Origin of the sequence: Limnohabitans sp. MMS-10A-192, assembly GCF_003063335.1 — a bacterium.
Classification (GTDB): Bacteria; Pseudomonadota; Gammaproteobacteria; order Burkholderiales; family Burkholderiaceae_C; genus Limnohabitans_A.
Map to the genome: position 1 here is coordinate 73,202 of NZ_NERX01000009.1, position 16,448 is coordinate 89,649.

Here is a 16,448-nt window from a genome sequence, read left to right on the forward strand (position 1 = left end):
CATGACCGCATTTGTGTCACCCCCATAACGCTCAAAAAATCATGAACAACAAAGCATTTATTCTTTTGTCTACGGCCTTTGCGGCCTCATTGGCTTGCGCCCAAGTGTCCACAGTGAACGAGGTGAGAATTTCGACAGATCGTGGGCGCGCCGAATTGTCGCCCCAAAACGCACGCAATCCTTTTCGTTTGGCTGGCAGCGATGATTTGCATACCCAAACATTGACGCGCCAAGACATTGAGGAACTGCGACCCGCCAACGTGTTTGAATTGCTGAACAATGCGACGGGCGTTTTGTCCACCGAAGGCAGTCGCAAGGGTTTTGCGAACCTGAATATCCGAGGTGACAGCAATTTCATCTGGATCGTTGACGGTGCTTACCTGCAAGCCAATATGGCTGGCCGTTTGATGAAGAACATTCCCATCATGGCCATTGAAGAAGTGCAGGTGGTCAGAGGTGGTACGGCATTGACGATGGGACCCATGACGGGTTCGGTCAGCCCCGGTGGGGCACCGGTGGATGGTTTTGTCATCGTGCGCACACGCAAGCCCCAAAAAAATGAGGGCCAAGCCCGCCTGGCGGTCGAATCCAACGACACCGTTCAAGCAGGCCTGTGGGTGGGTCGCCGTGTAGGTGAACCGGAGCACAAGGGCTACATCGCAGGGCTCTTGAACTACAGCGACACCAATGGCCCTTCGGAATTGCTGGACAACGGCGCTGGCTACAACGTGTGGCGTGAATCGTCTTCGGGGCTGGCCAAAACTGGATTTGAATCACACGGCTGGCTCCTTGACTTGATGGCTTACAAAGACAAAGGTCAGTTTGGAGTTCCCAACGCCAATTTGCATTTTGGCCCGACAGGCAACCCGCCTGTGCGCGGCACCAACGGCAATTGGTTTGTTGATCCTTCACAAACCGACTTGTGGGTCATCAATGGCAGCAAGACCTGGAGCACCTCACAAACCACGTTGTTTAGTCTGTCGAACACGCGAAGCCACCAGGTGCTGAACACGACATCGCCTGCGACAGCCAATCTGAACGACAACGAAACCACCCATGTGAACATCCGCCAACACATGGACTTTGACAAAACGCGAATCGCGCTTGGCGGTGATTTTTTGCATTGGCATAACCCCTCCGGCATGAATTATTTCGAGGGCATTGAGCGAGAAGAGAAAACCCAAGGCCTGTTTGCCACGGTCGAACAAAAGTTGATGGGTGATCGCCTGACTTTGGACGCGGGCTTGCGTCGCGACAAAGTCAAGGTGCTGCACGGATTGGATTACTACACAGCAGGTGTACAGCCACCAGGCGGTGTCAATTCACCGCTCATTTTCCAAAACCGCACTTTGCCAGCGGCAGAGTTTTTCAGCACAGGTGCCAGCTACCAATTGAACACGGATTGGAAAGCGACGGCCCGCTATGCCCACGCCGAACAAGTCAGCCGCAACCTGAACCCCATGCCGGGCGTTGTATTGGGGGATGACCAACAAGACAAGTGGGAGTTGGGCTTGGCAGGCAGTGTGAACGCCTGGTTCAATCCCTCTGTGAACCTGTTTTCGCGCAAAGTCGCGAATGAAAAAAGCGTCAAGGGGTTTACCTACACCGCCGTCAGGCCGACACCGGCCAACACCACTTGCCGCAGCGCAGTGGCCACCACCGGCGCGAACAACTTGAAATGGAATGGCACATCCGACATCGCGGAATGCTATGGCCAAGATGACACACTGCGTCAAGGTGTTGAGTTGATCAGCACAGGGCGCTTGTTGGACAACGGCAGTTACCGCTTGGGTTGGACGCATTTCACAAAACTCCAACGTGTTGAATTGACCACCCCCAAGGACATCGCAGACTTGGCCTTGTCACAAGCTTGGGGTGCTTACAAGGTCACGGCCAGTGCCAAATATGTGAGCAGTTACCGTGGCAGTGCCACAGATACTGCGGCTTACTTGGGTGGTTACACACGCGTGGACTTGGGTGTGGGTCGTGATTGGCGTTGGAACGACATGAATTGGCGTGTCACCACGTATGTCAAAAATCTGACCGATAAGAAATACGAAACCAGCAACGGCGTGCAAGACATTGGCCGGGTCCTTGGTTTGGAAGTCGTGAGCCAGTTTTAAAGACAAGAACATGCCAAAACATCACAAAAAACCCTGGACCGCCCGTCGCATTCATTTGTGGGTGGCAATCATCCTGGCCTTGCCGTTCATGGTCATGGCCATCAGTGGCATCCTGATTTCGATGCGCAGCGTCACCCAAATTCAGGTGCCCATGAGTTGGCTGGGGTCCGAATCGGTGCCCGAGCGCTTGCCGTTCATGTCTTACATGGAGTCATCGGACGGCAACGTCTGGATCGGCAATGCCAAGGGCCTGACCCGTGTGGGGTCGGGGCAGACCGAAACCATTGAAGCCTTTGCCGGGCAAGAGGTGGTCGGGCTGGCCCAAGTGGCCAACCTCCCTTGGCCCGTGGTCGCCACCCGCATGGCTTTGTGGGTGCGACAAGACGATGGGCAATGGAGTGCGGTCAAACGCGGGCGGGTGCGTCAGGTCTCGCGTCTGGCCGATGGCCGTGTGCTGGTCATCCAGGGGGGACGCGGCGAGATGGCCGATGGCAAACCTTGGATCACTGCGGACGGTGTGACTTGGGAAATCCACAAACGCGCCATGATGAGCAACAAGCAATTGCCCACGCTTGACAACCCGACGGTGGCTTTGCACCAGTTCATGCGCGAGGTGCACTCGGGTGCTTATGTGTTCGGCAAAGGCCCGGGTGAGATGGCTTGGAGCAACGTCATGGGCTGGGTGCTGATCTTGCTTTGCCTGACGGGGCTGTGGATGTGGTTCAAGCGCGAAAAGCAAAAAGGCGAGGAGCGCCGCCGTATCCAAATTCAGGGGACGCCATCATGAATATGCTGATCACTTTCTTGGCGCTGTGCATGCTGGCCGCTGTGCTGTTCACTTTGTGGGGCGTGGTGTGGGGCTTGTCGTTTCGCCAAAAAATCAAGCCCCAGCTGGCCCTTGTTCAGTCGCTCAAGACGACGCTGCACTTGCAAGGCCATGGCGATGTGCCTTTGGAGCCCGGTGTGCTGCTCAACAGCTTGTGGGAGCACTTGCCCAAAGCGGATTGCCAGTCTGGCGAGTGTGGTGGCTGCAAACTCAAGCTGCGCCAAGGTCAGGTGACATGGATTCGAGAGCCCCAAGCACAGGTGGACCGCTCATGCGAAATCCTGGCATGCAGCTGTGAGGCGGTGGTGGGGCAGTCCCTGGTGTGTGAGGCATTGCCTTCATAAGCGTGTATCTCCGTGTTGTGTGCCCAAGCCCTGAAACTGCGTTCGGCTGCTGACGACCCGATCAGCCCGTCTCACAGCATCCGCCTTCAGCGCAATTGCTCGGCATCGCCGAGGACGCTGCTGGCGGTGCTGGGGGGCTTGTCGGCCGTGTCGTTGACGATTGGCCTGGCCTTTTGGATGATGAATGCGCCGTGGGTCTTGTTTTTTTCGGGTGTCGAAGTGCTGGCCGTAGCTGTGGCGTTCCTTGTCCATGCGCGCTCGGTGGCTGACAGCGACACCTTGGTGCTGACGGCGTTCGAGGTGCAAATCATTCAAGAGCGCCAGGGCAAGCTCCAAAGCTTCAGTTTCAACCGCAGCTTGCTCCGCGTTGGCATGACTGCGGGTTTTGATCCTTGCATTGCTCTGCACAGTGGCGGACAAACGGTGACGTTTGGCCTGGGCTTGCGCCCGGCTGTGCGCCGTGCCGTTTGCCGCCAACTGCAAAAAGACCTGGCCCATGCGTCTGCGCGGGAATGTGTGCACAAGCTGCAAGCTGTGCTGGCGCAAGCGGGTGTGAGGGCGGTGGTGTTGAATGCGCATGGATGACTGAACGTCATGGCCAATTTGACATGGATCAACGGCGTTTTTCGGTTTTGCGATAATCGCGCCATGTTTTTTTCACCCACCCCCCTGCGCCGTCTGGCCCGCCTTGTGCTGGTCTGGTACGTGCTGTTTGTGGGGGTGTCGGTTTTGGCGGCCACGCTGCAGCCCAAAACCGTGGACGTGGTGTGCTCCAGCATGGGCCTCATGAAAGTGGTGGTGCAAGGTGAGGGCGGTGACGCCCAAGTGCGCAGCAGCATGGACTGCCCGCTGTGCGCCCACGCCACGCCCGCCCTGCCGCCGCCCACGGTGTCCGCTCTGGCCCATGTGCCTGATGCCCGCTCGCACATCGTGCAGCGTCTGCCCGAGGCCGTGCTGATCGCACGCACGGCTCCGCCTTTGCCCTCTCGTGGGCCGCCTGTTTCGAATTGATCCCTGTTGAACCGGACTGAACACCGCCAGGTGTTCGGCGCTTGTTGTCACTGCGGCCCTGTGTGCTGGCGGTGATTGATCGATTTGAAACTTGCCATGAAAAATACCCTCTCTCTTTCTCCTTTGTCTTTAGCCGTGTTCGGCCTGTTCACCAGCCTGAGTGGCCACGCTGTGGCCCAAACTTCAACAGCGCTGGACACCATCGTGGTGTCGGGTTCGCGCTCGGAAACCAAACTGTCCGAAACGCCCGTGTCGATTGGCTCGGTCACTCGCGCCCAGTGGGACGCCGACAAGCCCAAATCGGTGGGCGAGATCATCAACCGCATACCCGGTGTGCACTGGAACGATCTGGGCAACGAGCAGCACAGCATGGCCATTCGCCAGCCCATCAGCACCAACGCGGTGTACCAGTACCTGGAAGACGGCATCCCGATTCGTCCCCTCGGTGTTTTCAACCACAACGCGCTGAACGAAAACAACATGAATGGCTCAGGCGGTGTTGAGGTGGTCAAGGGTGCTGCATCTTCCTTGTATGGCAGCAACGCCGTGGGCGGGGCGGTCAACTTTTTGACACAACGCGCCTCCCGCACGCCCACCGGCTATGTGGGCATTCGACACGACAACACCGATGGGTTCACCCGCGTGGACTCTGGCGCGAGCAACACCTGGGGTGATCTGGGCTTGCGTTTCTCACACTACAGCTCGCAACGTGACACCAACAACTGGCAGCAGTACAGCGGGGGCAAAAAGGACTCGTTCACCCTGCGTGGCGACTACAACCTGAACGACAAATCCTGGTTGCGTGCATCGCTGGTGCACACCAACCTGGACTCGGACACGCCCGGCAGTTTGTTTGAAAACGACTTCCGCGCCAACCCGGGCAAAAGCATCAACACCTTCACCTGGCGCAAAGACAAAACCACCCGCGCCAATTTGGCCTGGGAGGGCGAAACCACCCAAGGCGGCTTGACCACGGTGACCCTGTTTGCCCGCAACAACGACCACGGGCAGTTGCCCAATTACACGATCTCGGGGTGCTCGGGCGCCACATGCAAAGGGACCTTGAACAACAACCACGTTGAATCATTGGGTCTGGATGTCAAGCACGAGCAAAAGCTTGATGGCTTGCGAGCCCGCCTGGTCACAGGCGTCTACATTGACCGCAGCCAGAACGACTATGTGTCGGACAATTTGAAAGTGGTGCGCGATGTGCCCACGGGGCGTTACATCAGCTACACCCTGAACAGCGTGGCCAACCCCAGCGGTGTGCGCAACTACGGTGCTGGCATTGCCAACGATGCCGCATTTGCACAATTGGAATTCAGCCCCACGGAAAAAATCCGTGTCGTGGCAGGGGGCCGCTATGACAGCATTCGTTACGACTTCAAAAACAATTTGACGCCAGGTTCCAACTACGGTGCGGCCAACGAGGTGCGCAGCTTTGCCAAGTTCAGCCCCAAGCTGGGCGCGACCTACGCCCTGAGCCCCACCAGCAGCCTGTACAGCAACCTGAGCATGGGCTTCACGCCGCCCGAAGTCAGCCAGCTGTACGGTAAGACCGCCATTCCCGAATTGAATTCGGCCACTTACGACAACGTGGAGGTGGGCTGGCGTGCCTTGTTGGCCTCTGGCATCCGTCTGGATTCGGCACTGTACCAACTCAGCGGCAAAGACACCATCGTGTCTTACACCTCTGAAATTGGCGACAGTTACAACAAGAATGCAGGCAACACACGCAGCCGGGGCTTGGAGTTGAGCCTGAACCAGGATCTGCGTGAATGGGACTGGCGCGTGGGCGCGACCTGGGCCGAGCACACTTTTATGAGCTACCGCGTCAGCGACAAAGTGGGGGCCATCGAAGACTATTCGGGCAAAGACATGCCACAGGCCCCCAACCACACCATCAACGCCCAAGTCGGCTGGAAATTCACACCGGCTTCGCGCGTGGCCTTGGGTCTGGTCAAGCAAGGCAGCTATTGGATGAACAACGCCAACACCGTGCGCTACGCGGGCCATACCCAGCTCAACCTGACTGCCAGCCACAGGTTGGGCGATGGCTGGGAGGTTTGGGGCCAGGTGCGTAACCTGACCGACAAGCTGTATTCGGACAACGCGTCCAGCAGCTACAAAAGCGGCGCTTACAAACCCAATGAGCAAAACACCTATGCCGCTGGTGCACCGCGCAGCGTGATGGTGGGATTGACCAAATCTTTTGGTCAACGTTGACGTGAAGTCTGGCTGGCGATGATTTGTTAAAAAGTAACAATGACTTCGCCAGCCTTTAATTCAATCTCCCGACTTTGTGAGAGAAGCCCATGAAATTATTGAACCGTTGGTGTGCCGTGTGGGGCCTGGTAATGACTTGGTCGTTTATGGTCCCGCAGGCTGGGGCGCAAGATGCTGTCAAGGATGCCAGCAAACCCGCTGCGACTTCACAGCACCGCCACCAGCGACCGCAACTGGCCACAGGCGCAGCCATTGCACCCGACGGCCGCTTGTGGGTGGTGGGCCTGAATGCGCAAGCGCAACTCTTTGTGCAAAGCACGCCCTTGGACGGGGCTTTGCAGTGGAGTGAAGCGCTCATCCTGAGCACCGGCGCTGACCCGATTGCGGCCGATGGCGAGAGCCGCCCAAAAATAGTGTTTGGCCCCCAAGGCTGGGCGGTGATCAGTTACACCATGCCGCTGACCAAGCCTTACACGGGTTTCATCCGCATGCTGCGCAGCAGCGATGGCGGGCAAACTTTCAGTGCGCCTTTTACGGTGCACCAGGACCGGCAGGAGATCACGCACCGTTTTGATTCGGTGGCCTTTGATGGGCAAGGGGTGTTGCACACGCTGTGGGTGGACAAGCGCGACCAGCCGCCCAAAGGCTCGGCGCAAAAGTACGCGGGGGCCGCGATTTACCGCAACGAGTCCAAGGACGGTGGTCAGACGTTTGGCCCCGACACCAAAGTGGCCGACCACTCGTGCGAGTGCTGCCGTATTGGCCTGGCCCGCAATCCGCAAGGCCAGTTGCAAGCGACCTGGCGGCATGTGTTCGACAACAGCACGCGCGACCATGCTTTTGCCAGCGTAGGTGCCCCAGCCAATCGCATCACCCGCAGCACGCACGACGACTGGCAGATCAATGCCTGCCCGCACCACGGTCCCGGCTTGGCACTCAACGCAGGCACTTCGGGTTACCACACCGTTTGGTTTGGCATCCGCAAAGTGGCTGGGCAAGATCAGGCCGCCGTGCGCTATGCCCGCCTGAATGCGCAAGGTGAGCCCTTGCCCGAGACCCTGCGCGCGTTGCCCGATGCGCGTGCAGAACACGCCGATGTGATGGCCGATGGCCAAAACGTGGCCGTGGTCTGGCGCAGCAGCGAAGGCGCGCAGACCACACTCAAAGCCTGGTTGTCCACCGATGGCGGCCAGAACTTCACCCTCAAAACCCTGGGCCAAGCCACGGGTTACAACGACCACCCGCGCCTGGCCCAAAGTGGCGCGCGCATGCTGGTGGTTTGGCGCAACACGCAGGAGACGCAAGTCCATGACATCCGTTTTTAAATCCACAGCGCACATGGTCTGCGCTGCCGCGCTTGGCTTCAATGCTTTGACGGTGCAGGCGCAGCATCCAGTAAGTCACGCGGTGCAACATTCGGCACAAGCCGCTCCAAGTTCCGCGCTCACAGTTGCCAGCCGCACGGTACTGCCTTTTGATGAAAAAACTTGGGCGCACGCCCTTCAACACGGCCCGCGCCCTGCGGCCTATTTGTTCACCACCTCGTATTGCAGTACTTGCCCTGCCGCCTTTGCGGTGTTGCACAAGGCGGTGCAGCAACTTAAAAACAAACCCGAATTGAATGCGGTCATGATGGATGTCAACGGCCCACAGGCGCTGCGCCACGCCACGCATTTCAAAGGCATGACCCAGATGTACGCTTTTGACGGGTTTGAGCCCGCCATCCGGCAAGCGGTGGATCCGGCCTGGCCCAACGTTACCCCTTATGTGGTGCTGGTGGATGCAAAAGGCCAGACGCAGCGGGTGATCGGTCCGCCTCCCGCCGCGATGCTCAAGCGCTGGTTGGCACCTGCTTGAAGTGCTCTGGCATGATTGAAGGATGACCTTATCGAGCCATTCCTCTGCGTCCTACCAAACCTTTGTAGCCGAACCCTACACCCCCAATATCGGGGCCACGCTCCATGGTTTGGACTTGTCGCAGCCATTGAGCGAGTTGGCTCAAACTGAGCTGAGAGCGGCCTTGGCCCGGTACGAGGTGATCTTTTTTCGGGATCAAGTGCTCACCCCTGCACAGCAGGTGGCGTTCACTCGCACCTTTGGCCAAGTCAATGAGGTCAAGGCCTTTTTCCCCCGCGTGGAAAGTCAACCCGAGATAGAGGTTGTGGAAAGCACCGCCGAGCGCCCGGCTGCCAACAACAATTGGCATTCCGACATCACCTGGCAGGCCAATCCACCCATTGGCACCAGCCTGTATGCGCAGGTCATTCCGGCCAGTGGTGGCGACACCGTCTGGGCCAGCATGACCACCGCCTACGAAGGCTTGGCCGCCGACTTCAAAGCCTATCTGGAAACTTTGAGCGCCATGCACACATGGGAGGTCACCGGCTGGACGGAGTACCTGCTGCGCCAAGATGCCAGCGGCGAGCAGTTGCAAGCCGCTCGCGCCAAATACCCGCCCGTGACGCACCCCGTGGTGCGCGTGCACCCCATCACGGGCAAAAAGATTTTGTACGTCAACCCCACCTTCACCACCCACATCCATGGTCTGCCACGTGTGCAAAGCGACGCGCTCTTGAGCCAGCTGTTTTCGCTGATCACCGCGCCCGAAGTGCAGGCGCGCCTGCGCTGGCAAGCCAACACCCTGGCAGTTTGGGACAACCGCTCGACCCAGCACTACGCCGTGGCCGACTTTTACCCACAGCACCGCAAATTGCACCGGGTCACATTCACGGCCGACCGCACTTTCTGAGTCTTATGCGGCAAAAGCCTGGGGAGGATGTGTCGCGCGTCTTTTCACACGGGGTATTTGAAAGCGTCTTCAGGTAAGCTTTGCAGACCACTTTTCTAGGAACTGCCATGAGCGAACCTTCTGCCTTCGGCTTTGGTCAATTTGTGCCGGGCTTTGACTTTTTGCAAAACCTGTCCAAAAACGCCGCACAAGCCCAGCCAGCTGCGGCTGCGGGCATGCCTGGGATGGCCAGCTGGGTAGCGCCCACGCTGAGCGTCGAGGAGATCGACAAGCGCATTCAGGAGCTCAAGTCGGTGTTGTTCTGGCTGGAGCAAAACACCACCGCGCTCAAGGCCACCATCCAGGCGATGGAGGTGCAGAAGATGACCTTGTCCACGCTGCAGAGCATGAACGTCAACATGGCCGATCTGGCCAAAGCCTTCACGGCCAAGCCGCCCGTGGCCGAACCTGCACCGACTGCGCCACCAGTGCCCGAAGCTGCTGTGCAAGAGCCCGCGCCCGAGGTGGCTCAAGACAAGGCCGCGGACAAGTCTTCCGAAAAGTCTTCGGCCAAACCCGCCGTGGACCCGATGCAGTGGTGGGGCGCCTTGACCCAACAGTTCCAAGACATCGCCGCCGCTGCTGTGAAGGACGTGGCCGCCGAGGCCATGAAGACCGGCATGACGCCCAAAGGTGCCAGCACTTCAGCGGCCAGCAAAAAGTCAGCCGCGGCTAAAAAAGCACCCGCCAAGAAAGCTGCCAGCGCCAAAACCAAACCGGTCGCCCAATCTGCGTCCCGCAAGGTGGCTCCCAAGCGCTCAAGCTCATGAAGCTCTTCCCTTACGGCCACGCCACCCACCCGCAGTGGCGCATGGCCGCAGGCCTGGTGCTGGCCCAGTTGCGGGCGCAACTGACCTTGCCCGACTATGCGCCCGAGCCTCGGCTGGCGCTGGTCTACATCACCGATCACTACGCCCACGAAGCGCAAGCGCTGCTGGACCATTTGCGCCAGGAGTTGCCCGAAGTCACCGATTGGGCTGGCACCGTGGGTGTGGGCATCGCGGTCAACAACGCCGAATACTTTGACGAACCGGCGCTGGCTGTGATGCTGTGCAACGTGCCGCCAGCGCACTACCGGGTGTTTTCGGGTGTATCGCCTTTGCCCGCTCAGTGGGCCGATGCCGCGCTGGTGCATGCCGACCCGGCCACGCCCGATCTGGCCGAGCTGATTGCAGAGATGGCTGGGCGCACCCAGCAGGGGTATTTGTTTGGTGGCTTGACCTCCAGCCGCACCCGCAGTGTGCAGTTCGCCATCAGCGCCGACCAACCGCAAAGCTTGGCGGCTGGGGGTGTCTTTGAAGGCGGGCTCAGCGGCGTGGCTTTTTCATCGCAGGTGGGTTTGTTGTCTCGCGTGACGCAAGGCTGCCAGCCTGTGGCACCAGAGCGTGAGATCACCGAGGCCGACAAGCATGTGGTGCTCAAGCTCAATGGCGAAGCTGCACTCGATGTGATGCTGGATGACCTGAAGATCAGCCTGAGTGAGCCGCAAAAAGCCATCCCCGTGGTGCGGGCCACCTTGGTGGGCCTCAGTCCTGCAGGGCAGGCGGGCGTGGGCCGTGCGGGCAACCTGGGCAGTGATGTGCTGGTGCGCCACATCGTGGGTTTGGACCCGATGCGCCAGGGCGTGGCGGTGGCCGAACATCTGGAGCCCGGCATGAGCCTGACGTTTTGCAAGCGCGATGTGCACGCAGCCCGTGCCGATCTGGTGCGGGTGTGCGCCGAAATCCGTGAAGAACTCGAACCCGAGATGCTCTCCATCGAAGCCATCAACGGACTCAGCGATGACCCGGTGGCCACCCTGCCCCAAGCAGGCAAGCGCATCGCAGGCGCGGTGTACGTCAGTTGCACCGGTCGCGGTGGGCCCCACTTTGGTGGCCCCAGCGCCGAGATGCAAATCATCCGCCATGCGCTGGGTGATGTGCCGCTGGTGGGCTTCTTTGCCGCTGGCGAGATCGCGCGACACCACCTGTATGGCTACACCGGGGTGTTGACGGTTTTCACTGAATAATTATTTTCAATCTAAAAAAATGAATACCTAAGAATGATAAATTCAGGCGCTGTGAATTTAATCACACTACTCTGAATAGGATCATTGATGAAAAAACTAGCAGTACTGGCGTTTGCGCTGGCATTGGGTGGATGTGCCACCCAGCGTTTCGATGTTCAAAGCACAGGCGCCCAGACGCCCGCTTATGACGAAGCCCAAACATTTTTTGTGGGTGGCATTGGCCAAAGCCAAGAAGTGGATGCAGCCAAAGTGTGTGGTGGCGTCAAAAATGTTCAGCGCGTTGAAACGCAATTGACACCCGGCAACGTCGGCTTGGGCTTGTTGACCATGGGCATTTATTCACCGCGTCAAATTCGCGTTTATTGCACACGCTAAGCAGGAGTCAGCATGAAAAAAACAATCATTTCCTTGTTGGCCGTTGCCGCTTTGAGCGGATGCACCACACAGACCGCGTTGATCAATGGCCACGACGGTGCACTCGCCAAAGAAGACATGCAAACCTTCTTTGTGGGGGGCTTGGGACAAGCGCAATCCATGAACGCTTCGGAAGTTTGCGGGGGCATCGACAAAGTTGCCAAAGTCGAGCGCACCAGCTCACCTTTGAATGTGCTGCTGAACTTCCTGACTCAAGGTATTTATTCGCCGCAGGATGCCAAGGTGTACTGCCGCAAATGATTCACCGGCTCAGCGAGAGCCCTTGTGATGGATCGGACCTTCGGGTCCGATTTTTTTGGCGCGATCGTGTGATGCGGGCTAAAGCCTTCGATCTGAACGGTCAGACCCCACGCGCGCGGTCGCTCTTGAATTGCGCCCGGAATTGCGAGAACTGGCCCGCGTCCAATGACTCGCGCACTTCGCGCATCAGGTTCAGGTAGTAATGCAGGTTGTGGATGGTGGTCAGCATGGGGCCGAGCATTTCGCCGCAGCGGTCCAGGTGGTGCATGTAAGCGCGGCTGAAACCCTCGCGTCCGCCTTGGTCCCATGACACGCCGGACGTACCTGCACAGGCGTGGCAGGTGCAGCTGGTGTCCAGTGGCTGCGGATCGTTCTTGTGGCGCGCGTTGCGCAGCTTCAGGTCGCCAAAGCGGGTGAACACCGTGCCGTTGCGGGCGTTGCGGGTGGGCATCACGCAGTCGAACATGTCCACGCCATCGGCCACGCCTTGCACCAGGTCTTCGGGCGTGCCCACGCCCATCAGGTAGCGCGGTTTGTTGGCAGGTAGGCGGTGCGGCGTGTGCGCCATGATTTGCAGCATCAGGTCTTTGGGCTCGCCCACGCTCACGCCACCCACGGCGTAACCGGGGAAGTCCATCTCCACCAGCGCGTCGAGCGACTCTTGGCGCAGGTTTTCAAACATGCCGCCTTGCACGATGCCAAACAGCGCGTTGGGGTTTTCCAGACGCGCAAATTCGTCTTTGGAACGCACGGCCCAGCGGCGGCTCATTTCCATCGACTTGCGCGCTTCGGCCTCTGTCGTCAGGTGCCCCTTGGTCTCGTAAGGTGTGCACTCGTCGAGTTGCATCACGATGTCGGAGTTCAGGATGGTCTGGATCTGCATGCTCACTTCGGGCGACATGAAGAGCTTGTCGCCGTTCACGGGGCTGGCAAAGGTCACGCCTTCTTCGGTGATCTTGCGCATGTCGCCCAGCGACCAGACCTGAAAACCGCCCGAGTCGGTCAGGATCGGTTTGTCCCACTTCTCGAAGGGGTGCAGGCCGCCAAAGCCTTTCATGATGTCCAGCCCCGGGCGCATCCACAGGTGGAAGGTGTTGCCCAAAATGATCTGCGCGCCCATCTCGTGCAGGCTGCGCGGCATCACGCCCTTGACGGTGCCATACGTTCCGACCGGCATGAAGATGGGCGTTTGCACCACGCCATGGTTCAGGGTCAGCGTGCCGCGACGGGCATGGCTGGAGGGGTCGGTTTTGAGCAGGTCGAATTTGAGCATGCAGCGATTGTAGGAGTGCTGTTGGTCCCCAAAAAAACAACCCGTCTTGCCCCCGTTGCGTCAATGGATCATCATTGACGAATGGAGGCAAAACGGGTTGAGACTCAAGACTCACTCATAGGGAGTCTTGATCACTGGTGCTTGTCAGTTGGGCGAAATACCCAATGCTTTCACGGTTTCCAGGTTGAGGAAGCCATCGACAGGCAAGCTTTTCGCTTTCTGATAGGCATTCACTGCTTTCATGGTGTTTGCGCGGATCAGACCATCGATGCGACCGGGGTTGTAGCCAGCAGCCTGCAGCGCGCGTTGGATTTCCATGATCTTGGCTGGCGTTGCATTGGTCTCGCACAAAACGGCTCGGCGTTCAATGCGTGCGTCCGCGACTTTGACTTGGTATTGCAGATCTTCGTATTGAGCGGGGACCTTGATTTCACGCACGCTGGGCGCTGCATCGACAACTTGGCGCGTGACAGTCTTGTAGACCGCAGGCACCACTTCTTCGCGCACGCTGGCAGGGCGGTCAATGACGCGGCGTGGCACCTGCTGTGTGACCGCGGGCACCGGAATTTTCCGTACGGAAGCGGGGGTGTCAATCACTTGACGGTCCACAGTGCGGTATTCCGCAGGCACCGTTACTTCTCGTGTTGACTCGGCCGTTTCAAGCACTTGCTTGGAGATGGTGCTGTAGACCGCTGGTGTCAAAAGCACTTCTTCGGTTTTGGCGGGGCTGACTTCGACACGTGACTTGATGACCTTGCTGGTTCCGGGAACTTCGATGGTTCGGACGGTGGCGGGTTGGTCAAGGACTTGACGCGAAACATTGACGTATTGCGCAGGCGTTCGCACTTCACGCACATAAGCTTCTTCACCGGACGCGGCGCCTGCCGACTTACCCGCAGTGGTGCGTTGCAAAGTTGCTGCACGTAAAACGCGGTCACCAGTGGGTGTGGCGATGATGTCGCCATTGTCATCAAATCGATAGCCTTGCATTTTCAGCATGTCCACATCGATCACTCTGCGTGTGACCGTCTGTGTTTGACCTGGAATGGCGATTTCCTTGCGCCCCGCTTCACGATCGACCACGCGGCGTGTCACAGTGGTGTACTGGGCTGGGACATCAATTTCTTTGGTCACTGCCGCAGTTTTCAGTACCTGACGGCTGATGGTTTCGTACTGTGCTGGCACTTCTACCAAGCACAGTACATCATCGTCCAGGTTGGTGTTGTCGCCGGTGATCACACGCGTTTCCAGCAATCCCTTGCTGCTGTCGGCAACAGCGGAGATGGTTCTTTGGCCCGCCTCCGATGATTTGTAATCGGTGCCCACTGCAAAACCTTTCAGGGGTTTCACATCCAGAGCGACACCAATCCATGCACGGCCCCGCTTCCACTCTTTATGTGCATCTGCAATCTTGACGCGCTCGGTCACAGTTTCAAAGACGGGCTCGGTGGTCACAAGGCGTTTGCCCGCAGGTTTGATTTCGACTTGCTCCGTGACAGTTTTGTAGGTGGCAGGCGTGACTTCGAATCGGCTGCTCTGGGCGCGCAGAACCACTTCCTCCCGAAGTGTTTTTGTGGGCAAAGCCAAGGGGACATAGGCCACACCTTCAGGCTTGATCATCACTTTTTCTGAGACTGTCTTGAACGTGGCAGGCACCGTTTCTGCGCGGGTTGTGGCCAGGCGATCGTCCACTGTTTCTTCGCGGTCTTCGTACTGTGCAGGGATGACCTTGAGCATTTTTCGCTCTGGGGTGACGAGCACCTTTTCCGTCACGGTTTTGTACGTGGCAGGAACCACTTCGAGGCGCTTGCTTTCAGGTTTGACCATGAGGCGTTCGCTGACCGTTTTGTAAGTCGCCGGTACAGGCTCTTCTCGCTCTGATGCGGGCTGCACTACCACCGTTTCTTGCACCGTTTTGTAGGTTGCGGGCACAGAAATCTGTTTTTTGATTTCAGGTGTCAGCATGACCTGCTCGGTCACTGTTTTGTACGTGGCCGGAATAACCTCCATCCTGGAGGTTTCTGCAATCTTCACCACACGCTCAGTTTTAGGCTCAAATTTGGCCGGAATTTGCACCGAGGCAAAACACTCTGAGGCTACCTGTGCATTCACAGGTGTGCCCAATGGGCGAGGGAAAGCCCCGCTGAAATTGTTATCGCACTGCAGCATGCTGGCGCGCACCAATTTTCCGGTGCTGTCAAAGTAGGCGTTGACCGGCATGTTGGGAGAGAACGGAACGAACTTGCCGACCAACTTGGCACTGACGCCGTCGCGTTCATGGGCTCTGTGGGTGCCCACGTCGCAAGATCCTTTGGTGTAGTCCGCGACCGTCAGGGCCTTGAGTTCCATGGCGCGAACGTCGACTTCACCAGCACGTTTGAGAGGTGCATGTGTGGTGTACGGTTGGTAAAACTTGGCATCCCCGGACTCGATGGCCGCCACACACTCAGCCAAAGTGTCATAACCCACGTTGCCGTTGCCATCGTGGTGGGTGGCTGCAGTGGCTTGCATGGCGCACAGGCTGATCAAGCTCAATCCCCAGCCCATAAGCAAGGGGTTCTGTCGTTTGGAAATCATGGTTGAGTTCTTCCTTGTTACAAAAGAAAAACATAATAGTAAACAAACTGCTAACAAAGTAATAATTAGCGTAATAAATGTATTTTTTTGTACAGCGGCTGCATCATTAGGTCTTGTGGGGTAGACCCAAGCCCAGCGCTCAAGCGCTTTGAGTTGTTGCGGGGTGAGCGCTGTCGCCAAAGAGCTGGGTCAACTGACCCCGCAGCCACTGGTGCCCTGGATCTTTGTGCAAGTGTGCGTGCCAGAACTGGTGGATGACGCTGCCGTCCACCGCCAGCGGCAGTGGCCGCGTCGTCAAAGTAAAGGGGCCTGTCACGCGCTGTACCACGACCCCTATTACCAGCGGCATGTGGTGGGTGCGCCCATCGTGCGGCGGGTCGAAGATGGGCGCATTCACGCAGAAGCCAATTACGCGGTGTTCCGCACCAAGCTCGACAAGGAAAGCACCGTGTTCAATGTGGGCCGTTACATCGACACCATCGTGCACACGCCCGAAGGCTTCAAGTTCGCCGAGCGCCTGTGCGTGTACGACAGCGAAATGATCCCCAACTCCATCATTTATCCAATTTGAGCCAACAAGATAGACGCATCGATCAC

General features: G+C 58.3%; 16 protein-coding genes. 14 read left to right on the forward strand and 2 right to left on the reverse strand.

The window, feature by feature from the left end:
* The first annotated feature begins 41 nt into the window (after positions 1-41).
* The 13 genes from B9Z43_RS15640 to B9Z43_RS15700 all read left to right on the forward strand — a co-directional run bounded on the left by B9Z43_RS15640 (position 42) and on the right by B9Z43_RS15700 (position 12,001).
* Positions 42-2,123: a TonB-dependent receptor plug domain-containing protein gene (locus B9Z43_RS15640; protein ID WP_108326876.1), complete on the forward strand. Its 2,082-nt coding sequence runs from the start codon at positions 42-44 to the stop codon at positions 2,121-2,123.
* Between the two features lie 10 nt (positions 2,124-2,133).
* Positions 2,134-2,910, forward strand: a complete 777-nt coding sequence (locus B9Z43_RS15645) for a PepSY domain-containing protein (protein ID WP_108326877.1) — start codon at positions 2,134-2,136, stop codon at positions 2,908-2,910.
* Positions 2,907-3,293 (forward strand): hypothetical protein, encoded by a 387-nt coding sequence (locus B9Z43_RS15650; RefSeq protein WP_146183945.1) that lies wholly within the window; start codon positions 2,907-2,909, stop codon positions 3,291-3,293. Before B9Z43_RS15645 ends, B9Z43_RS15650 begins: the two co-directional genes overlap by 4 nt.
* Before the next feature lie 12 nt (positions 3,294-3,305).
* Positions 3,306-3,878, forward strand: a complete 573-nt coding sequence (locus B9Z43_RS15655) for a DUF2244 domain-containing protein (protein WP_158270133.1) — start codon at positions 3,306-3,308, stop codon at positions 3,876-3,878.
* Between the two features lie 63 nt (positions 3,879-3,941).
* Positions 3,942-4,304, forward strand: a complete 363-nt coding sequence (locus tag B9Z43_RS15660; protein ID WP_146183946.1) for a DUF2946 family protein — start codon at positions 3,942-3,944, stop codon at positions 4,302-4,304.
* Between the two features lie 96 nt (positions 4,305-4,400).
* A complete protein-coding gene (locus B9Z43_RS15665) occupies positions 4,401-6,530 on the forward strand; it encodes a TonB-dependent receptor (RefSeq protein WP_108326881.1) in 2,130 nt (709 codons plus the stop codon).
* A gap of 89 nt (positions 6,531-6,619) precedes the next feature.
* Positions 6,620-7,855, forward strand: a complete 1,236-nt coding sequence (locus B9Z43_RS15670) for a sialidase family protein (protein WP_233250128.1) — start codon at positions 6,620-6,622, stop codon at positions 7,853-7,855.
* Positions 7,839-8,387, forward strand: coding sequence for a hypothetical protein (locus B9Z43_RS15675; RefSeq protein WP_146183947.1), 549 nt, complete (start codon positions 7,839-7,841; stop codon positions 8,385-8,387). Before B9Z43_RS15670 ends, B9Z43_RS15675 begins: the two co-directional genes overlap by 17 nt.
* A gap of 22 nt (positions 8,388-8,409) precedes the next feature.
* Positions 8,410-9,279, forward strand: coding sequence for a TauD/TfdA family dioxygenase (locus tag B9Z43_RS15680; protein WP_108326883.1), 870 nt, complete (start codon positions 8,410-8,412; stop codon positions 9,277-9,279).
* Between the two features lie 107 nt (positions 9,280-9,386).
* Positions 9,387-10,088 (forward strand): PhaM family polyhydroxyalkanoate granule multifunctional regulatory protein, encoded by a 702-nt coding sequence (locus tag B9Z43_RS15685; RefSeq protein WP_108326884.1) that lies wholly within the window; start codon positions 9,387-9,389, stop codon positions 10,086-10,088.
* Positions 10,085-11,326, forward strand: coding sequence for an FIST N-terminal domain-containing protein (locus B9Z43_RS15690; protein WP_108326885.1), 1,242 nt, complete (start codon positions 10,085-10,087; stop codon positions 11,324-11,326). The genes B9Z43_RS15685 and B9Z43_RS15690 overlap by 4 nt, the downstream gene beginning before the upstream one ends.
* Positions 11,327-11,413: 87 nt before the next feature.
* Positions 11,414-11,701 (forward strand): Bor family protein, encoded by a 288-nt coding sequence (locus B9Z43_RS15695; protein WP_108326886.1) that lies wholly within the window; start codon positions 11,414-11,416, stop codon positions 11,699-11,701.
* Positions 11,702-11,713: 12 nt separating this feature from the next.
* Positions 11,714-12,001 (forward strand): Bor family protein, encoded by a 288-nt coding sequence (locus tag B9Z43_RS15700; RefSeq protein WP_108326887.1) that lies wholly within the window; start codon positions 11,714-11,716, stop codon positions 11,999-12,001.
* A 100-nt stretch (positions 12,002-12,101) separates the two neighbouring features.
* On the opposite strand, the gene tgt is transcribed toward B9Z43_RS15700, so the two are convergent.
* Positions 12,102-13,274 carry a tRNA guanosine(34) transglycosylase Tgt gene (gene tgt, locus B9Z43_RS15705; RefSeq protein WP_108326888.1) on the reverse strand — a complete coding sequence of 391 codons (1,173 nt, stop codon included), beginning with the start codon at positions 13,272-13,274 and terminating at the stop codon, positions 12,102-12,104.
* Positions 13,275-13,418: 144 nt separating this feature from the next.
* A complete protein-coding gene (locus tag B9Z43_RS15710) occupies positions 13,419-15,851 on the reverse strand; it encodes a peptidoglycan-binding protein (RefSeq protein ID WP_108326889.1) in 2,433 nt (810 codons plus the stop codon).
* Positions 15,852-16,014: 163 nt separating this feature from the next.
* On the opposite strand from B9Z43_RS15710, the gene B9Z43_RS17450 reads away from it, so the two are divergent.
* On the forward strand, positions 16,015-16,422 hold the full coding sequence (locus tag B9Z43_RS17450; RefSeq protein WP_233250129.1) for an aromatic-ring-hydroxylating dioxygenase subunit beta: 408 nt from the start codon (positions 16,015-16,017) through the stop codon (positions 16,420-16,422).
* The last annotated feature ends 26 nt before the right edge of the window (positions 16,423-16,448 follow it).

Excerpts from the sequence above, each read along its gene's own strand:
- B9Z43_RS15690 (WP_108326885.1), top strand. The coding sequence starts at position 10,085 with ATGAAGCTCTTCCCTTACGGCCACGCCACCCACCCGCAGTGGCGCATG.
- B9Z43_RS15665 (WP_108326881.1), top strand. The coding sequence starts at position 4,401 with ATGAAAAATACCCTCTCTCTTTCTCCTTTGTCTTTAGCCGTGTTCGGC.
- B9Z43_RS15645 (WP_108326877.1), top strand. The coding sequence starts at position 2,134 with ATGCCAAAACATCACAAAAAACCCTGGACCGCCCGTCGCATTCATTTG.
- B9Z43_RS15660 (WP_146183946.1), top strand. The coding sequence starts at position 3,942 with ATGTTTTTTTCACCCACCCCCCTGCGCCGTCTGGCCCGCCTTGTGCTG.
- B9Z43_RS15640 (WP_108326876.1), top strand. The coding sequence starts at position 42 with ATGAACAACAAAGCATTTATTCTTTTGTCTACGGCCTTTGCGGCCTCA.
- B9Z43_RS15710 (WP_108326889.1), bottom strand. The coding sequence starts at position 15,851 with ATGATTTCCAAACGACAGAACCCCTTGCTTATGGGCTGGGGATTGAGC.
- B9Z43_RS15700 (WP_108326887.1), top strand. The coding sequence starts at position 11,714 with ATGAAAAAAACAATCATTTCCTTGTTGGCCGTTGCCGCTTTGAGCGGA.
- B9Z43_RS15650 (WP_146183945.1), top strand. The coding sequence starts at position 2,907 with ATGAATATGCTGATCACTTTCTTGGCGCTGTGCATGCTGGCCGCTGTG.
- B9Z43_RS15695 (WP_108326886.1), top strand. The coding sequence starts at position 11,414 with ATGAAAAAACTAGCAGTACTGGCGTTTGCGCTGGCATTGGGTGGATGT.
- B9Z43_RS15680 (WP_108326883.1), top strand. The coding sequence starts at position 8,410 with ATGACCTTATCGAGCCATTCCTCTGCGTCCTACCAAACCTTTGTAGCC.
- B9Z43_RS15675 (WP_146183947.1), top strand. The coding sequence starts at position 7,839 with ATGACATCCGTTTTTAAATCCACAGCGCACATGGTCTGCGCTGCCGCG.
- B9Z43_RS15670 (WP_233250128.1), top strand. The coding sequence starts at position 6,620 with ATGAAATTATTGAACCGTTGGTGTGCCGTGTGGGGCCTGGTAATGACT.
- B9Z43_RS15685 (WP_108326884.1), top strand. The coding sequence starts at position 9,387 with ATGAGCGAACCTTCTGCCTTCGGCTTTGGTCAATTTGTGCCGGGCTTT.
- tgt (WP_108326888.1), bottom strand. The coding sequence starts at position 13,274 with ATGCTCAAATTCGACCTGCTCAAAACCGACCCCTCCAGCCATGCCCGT.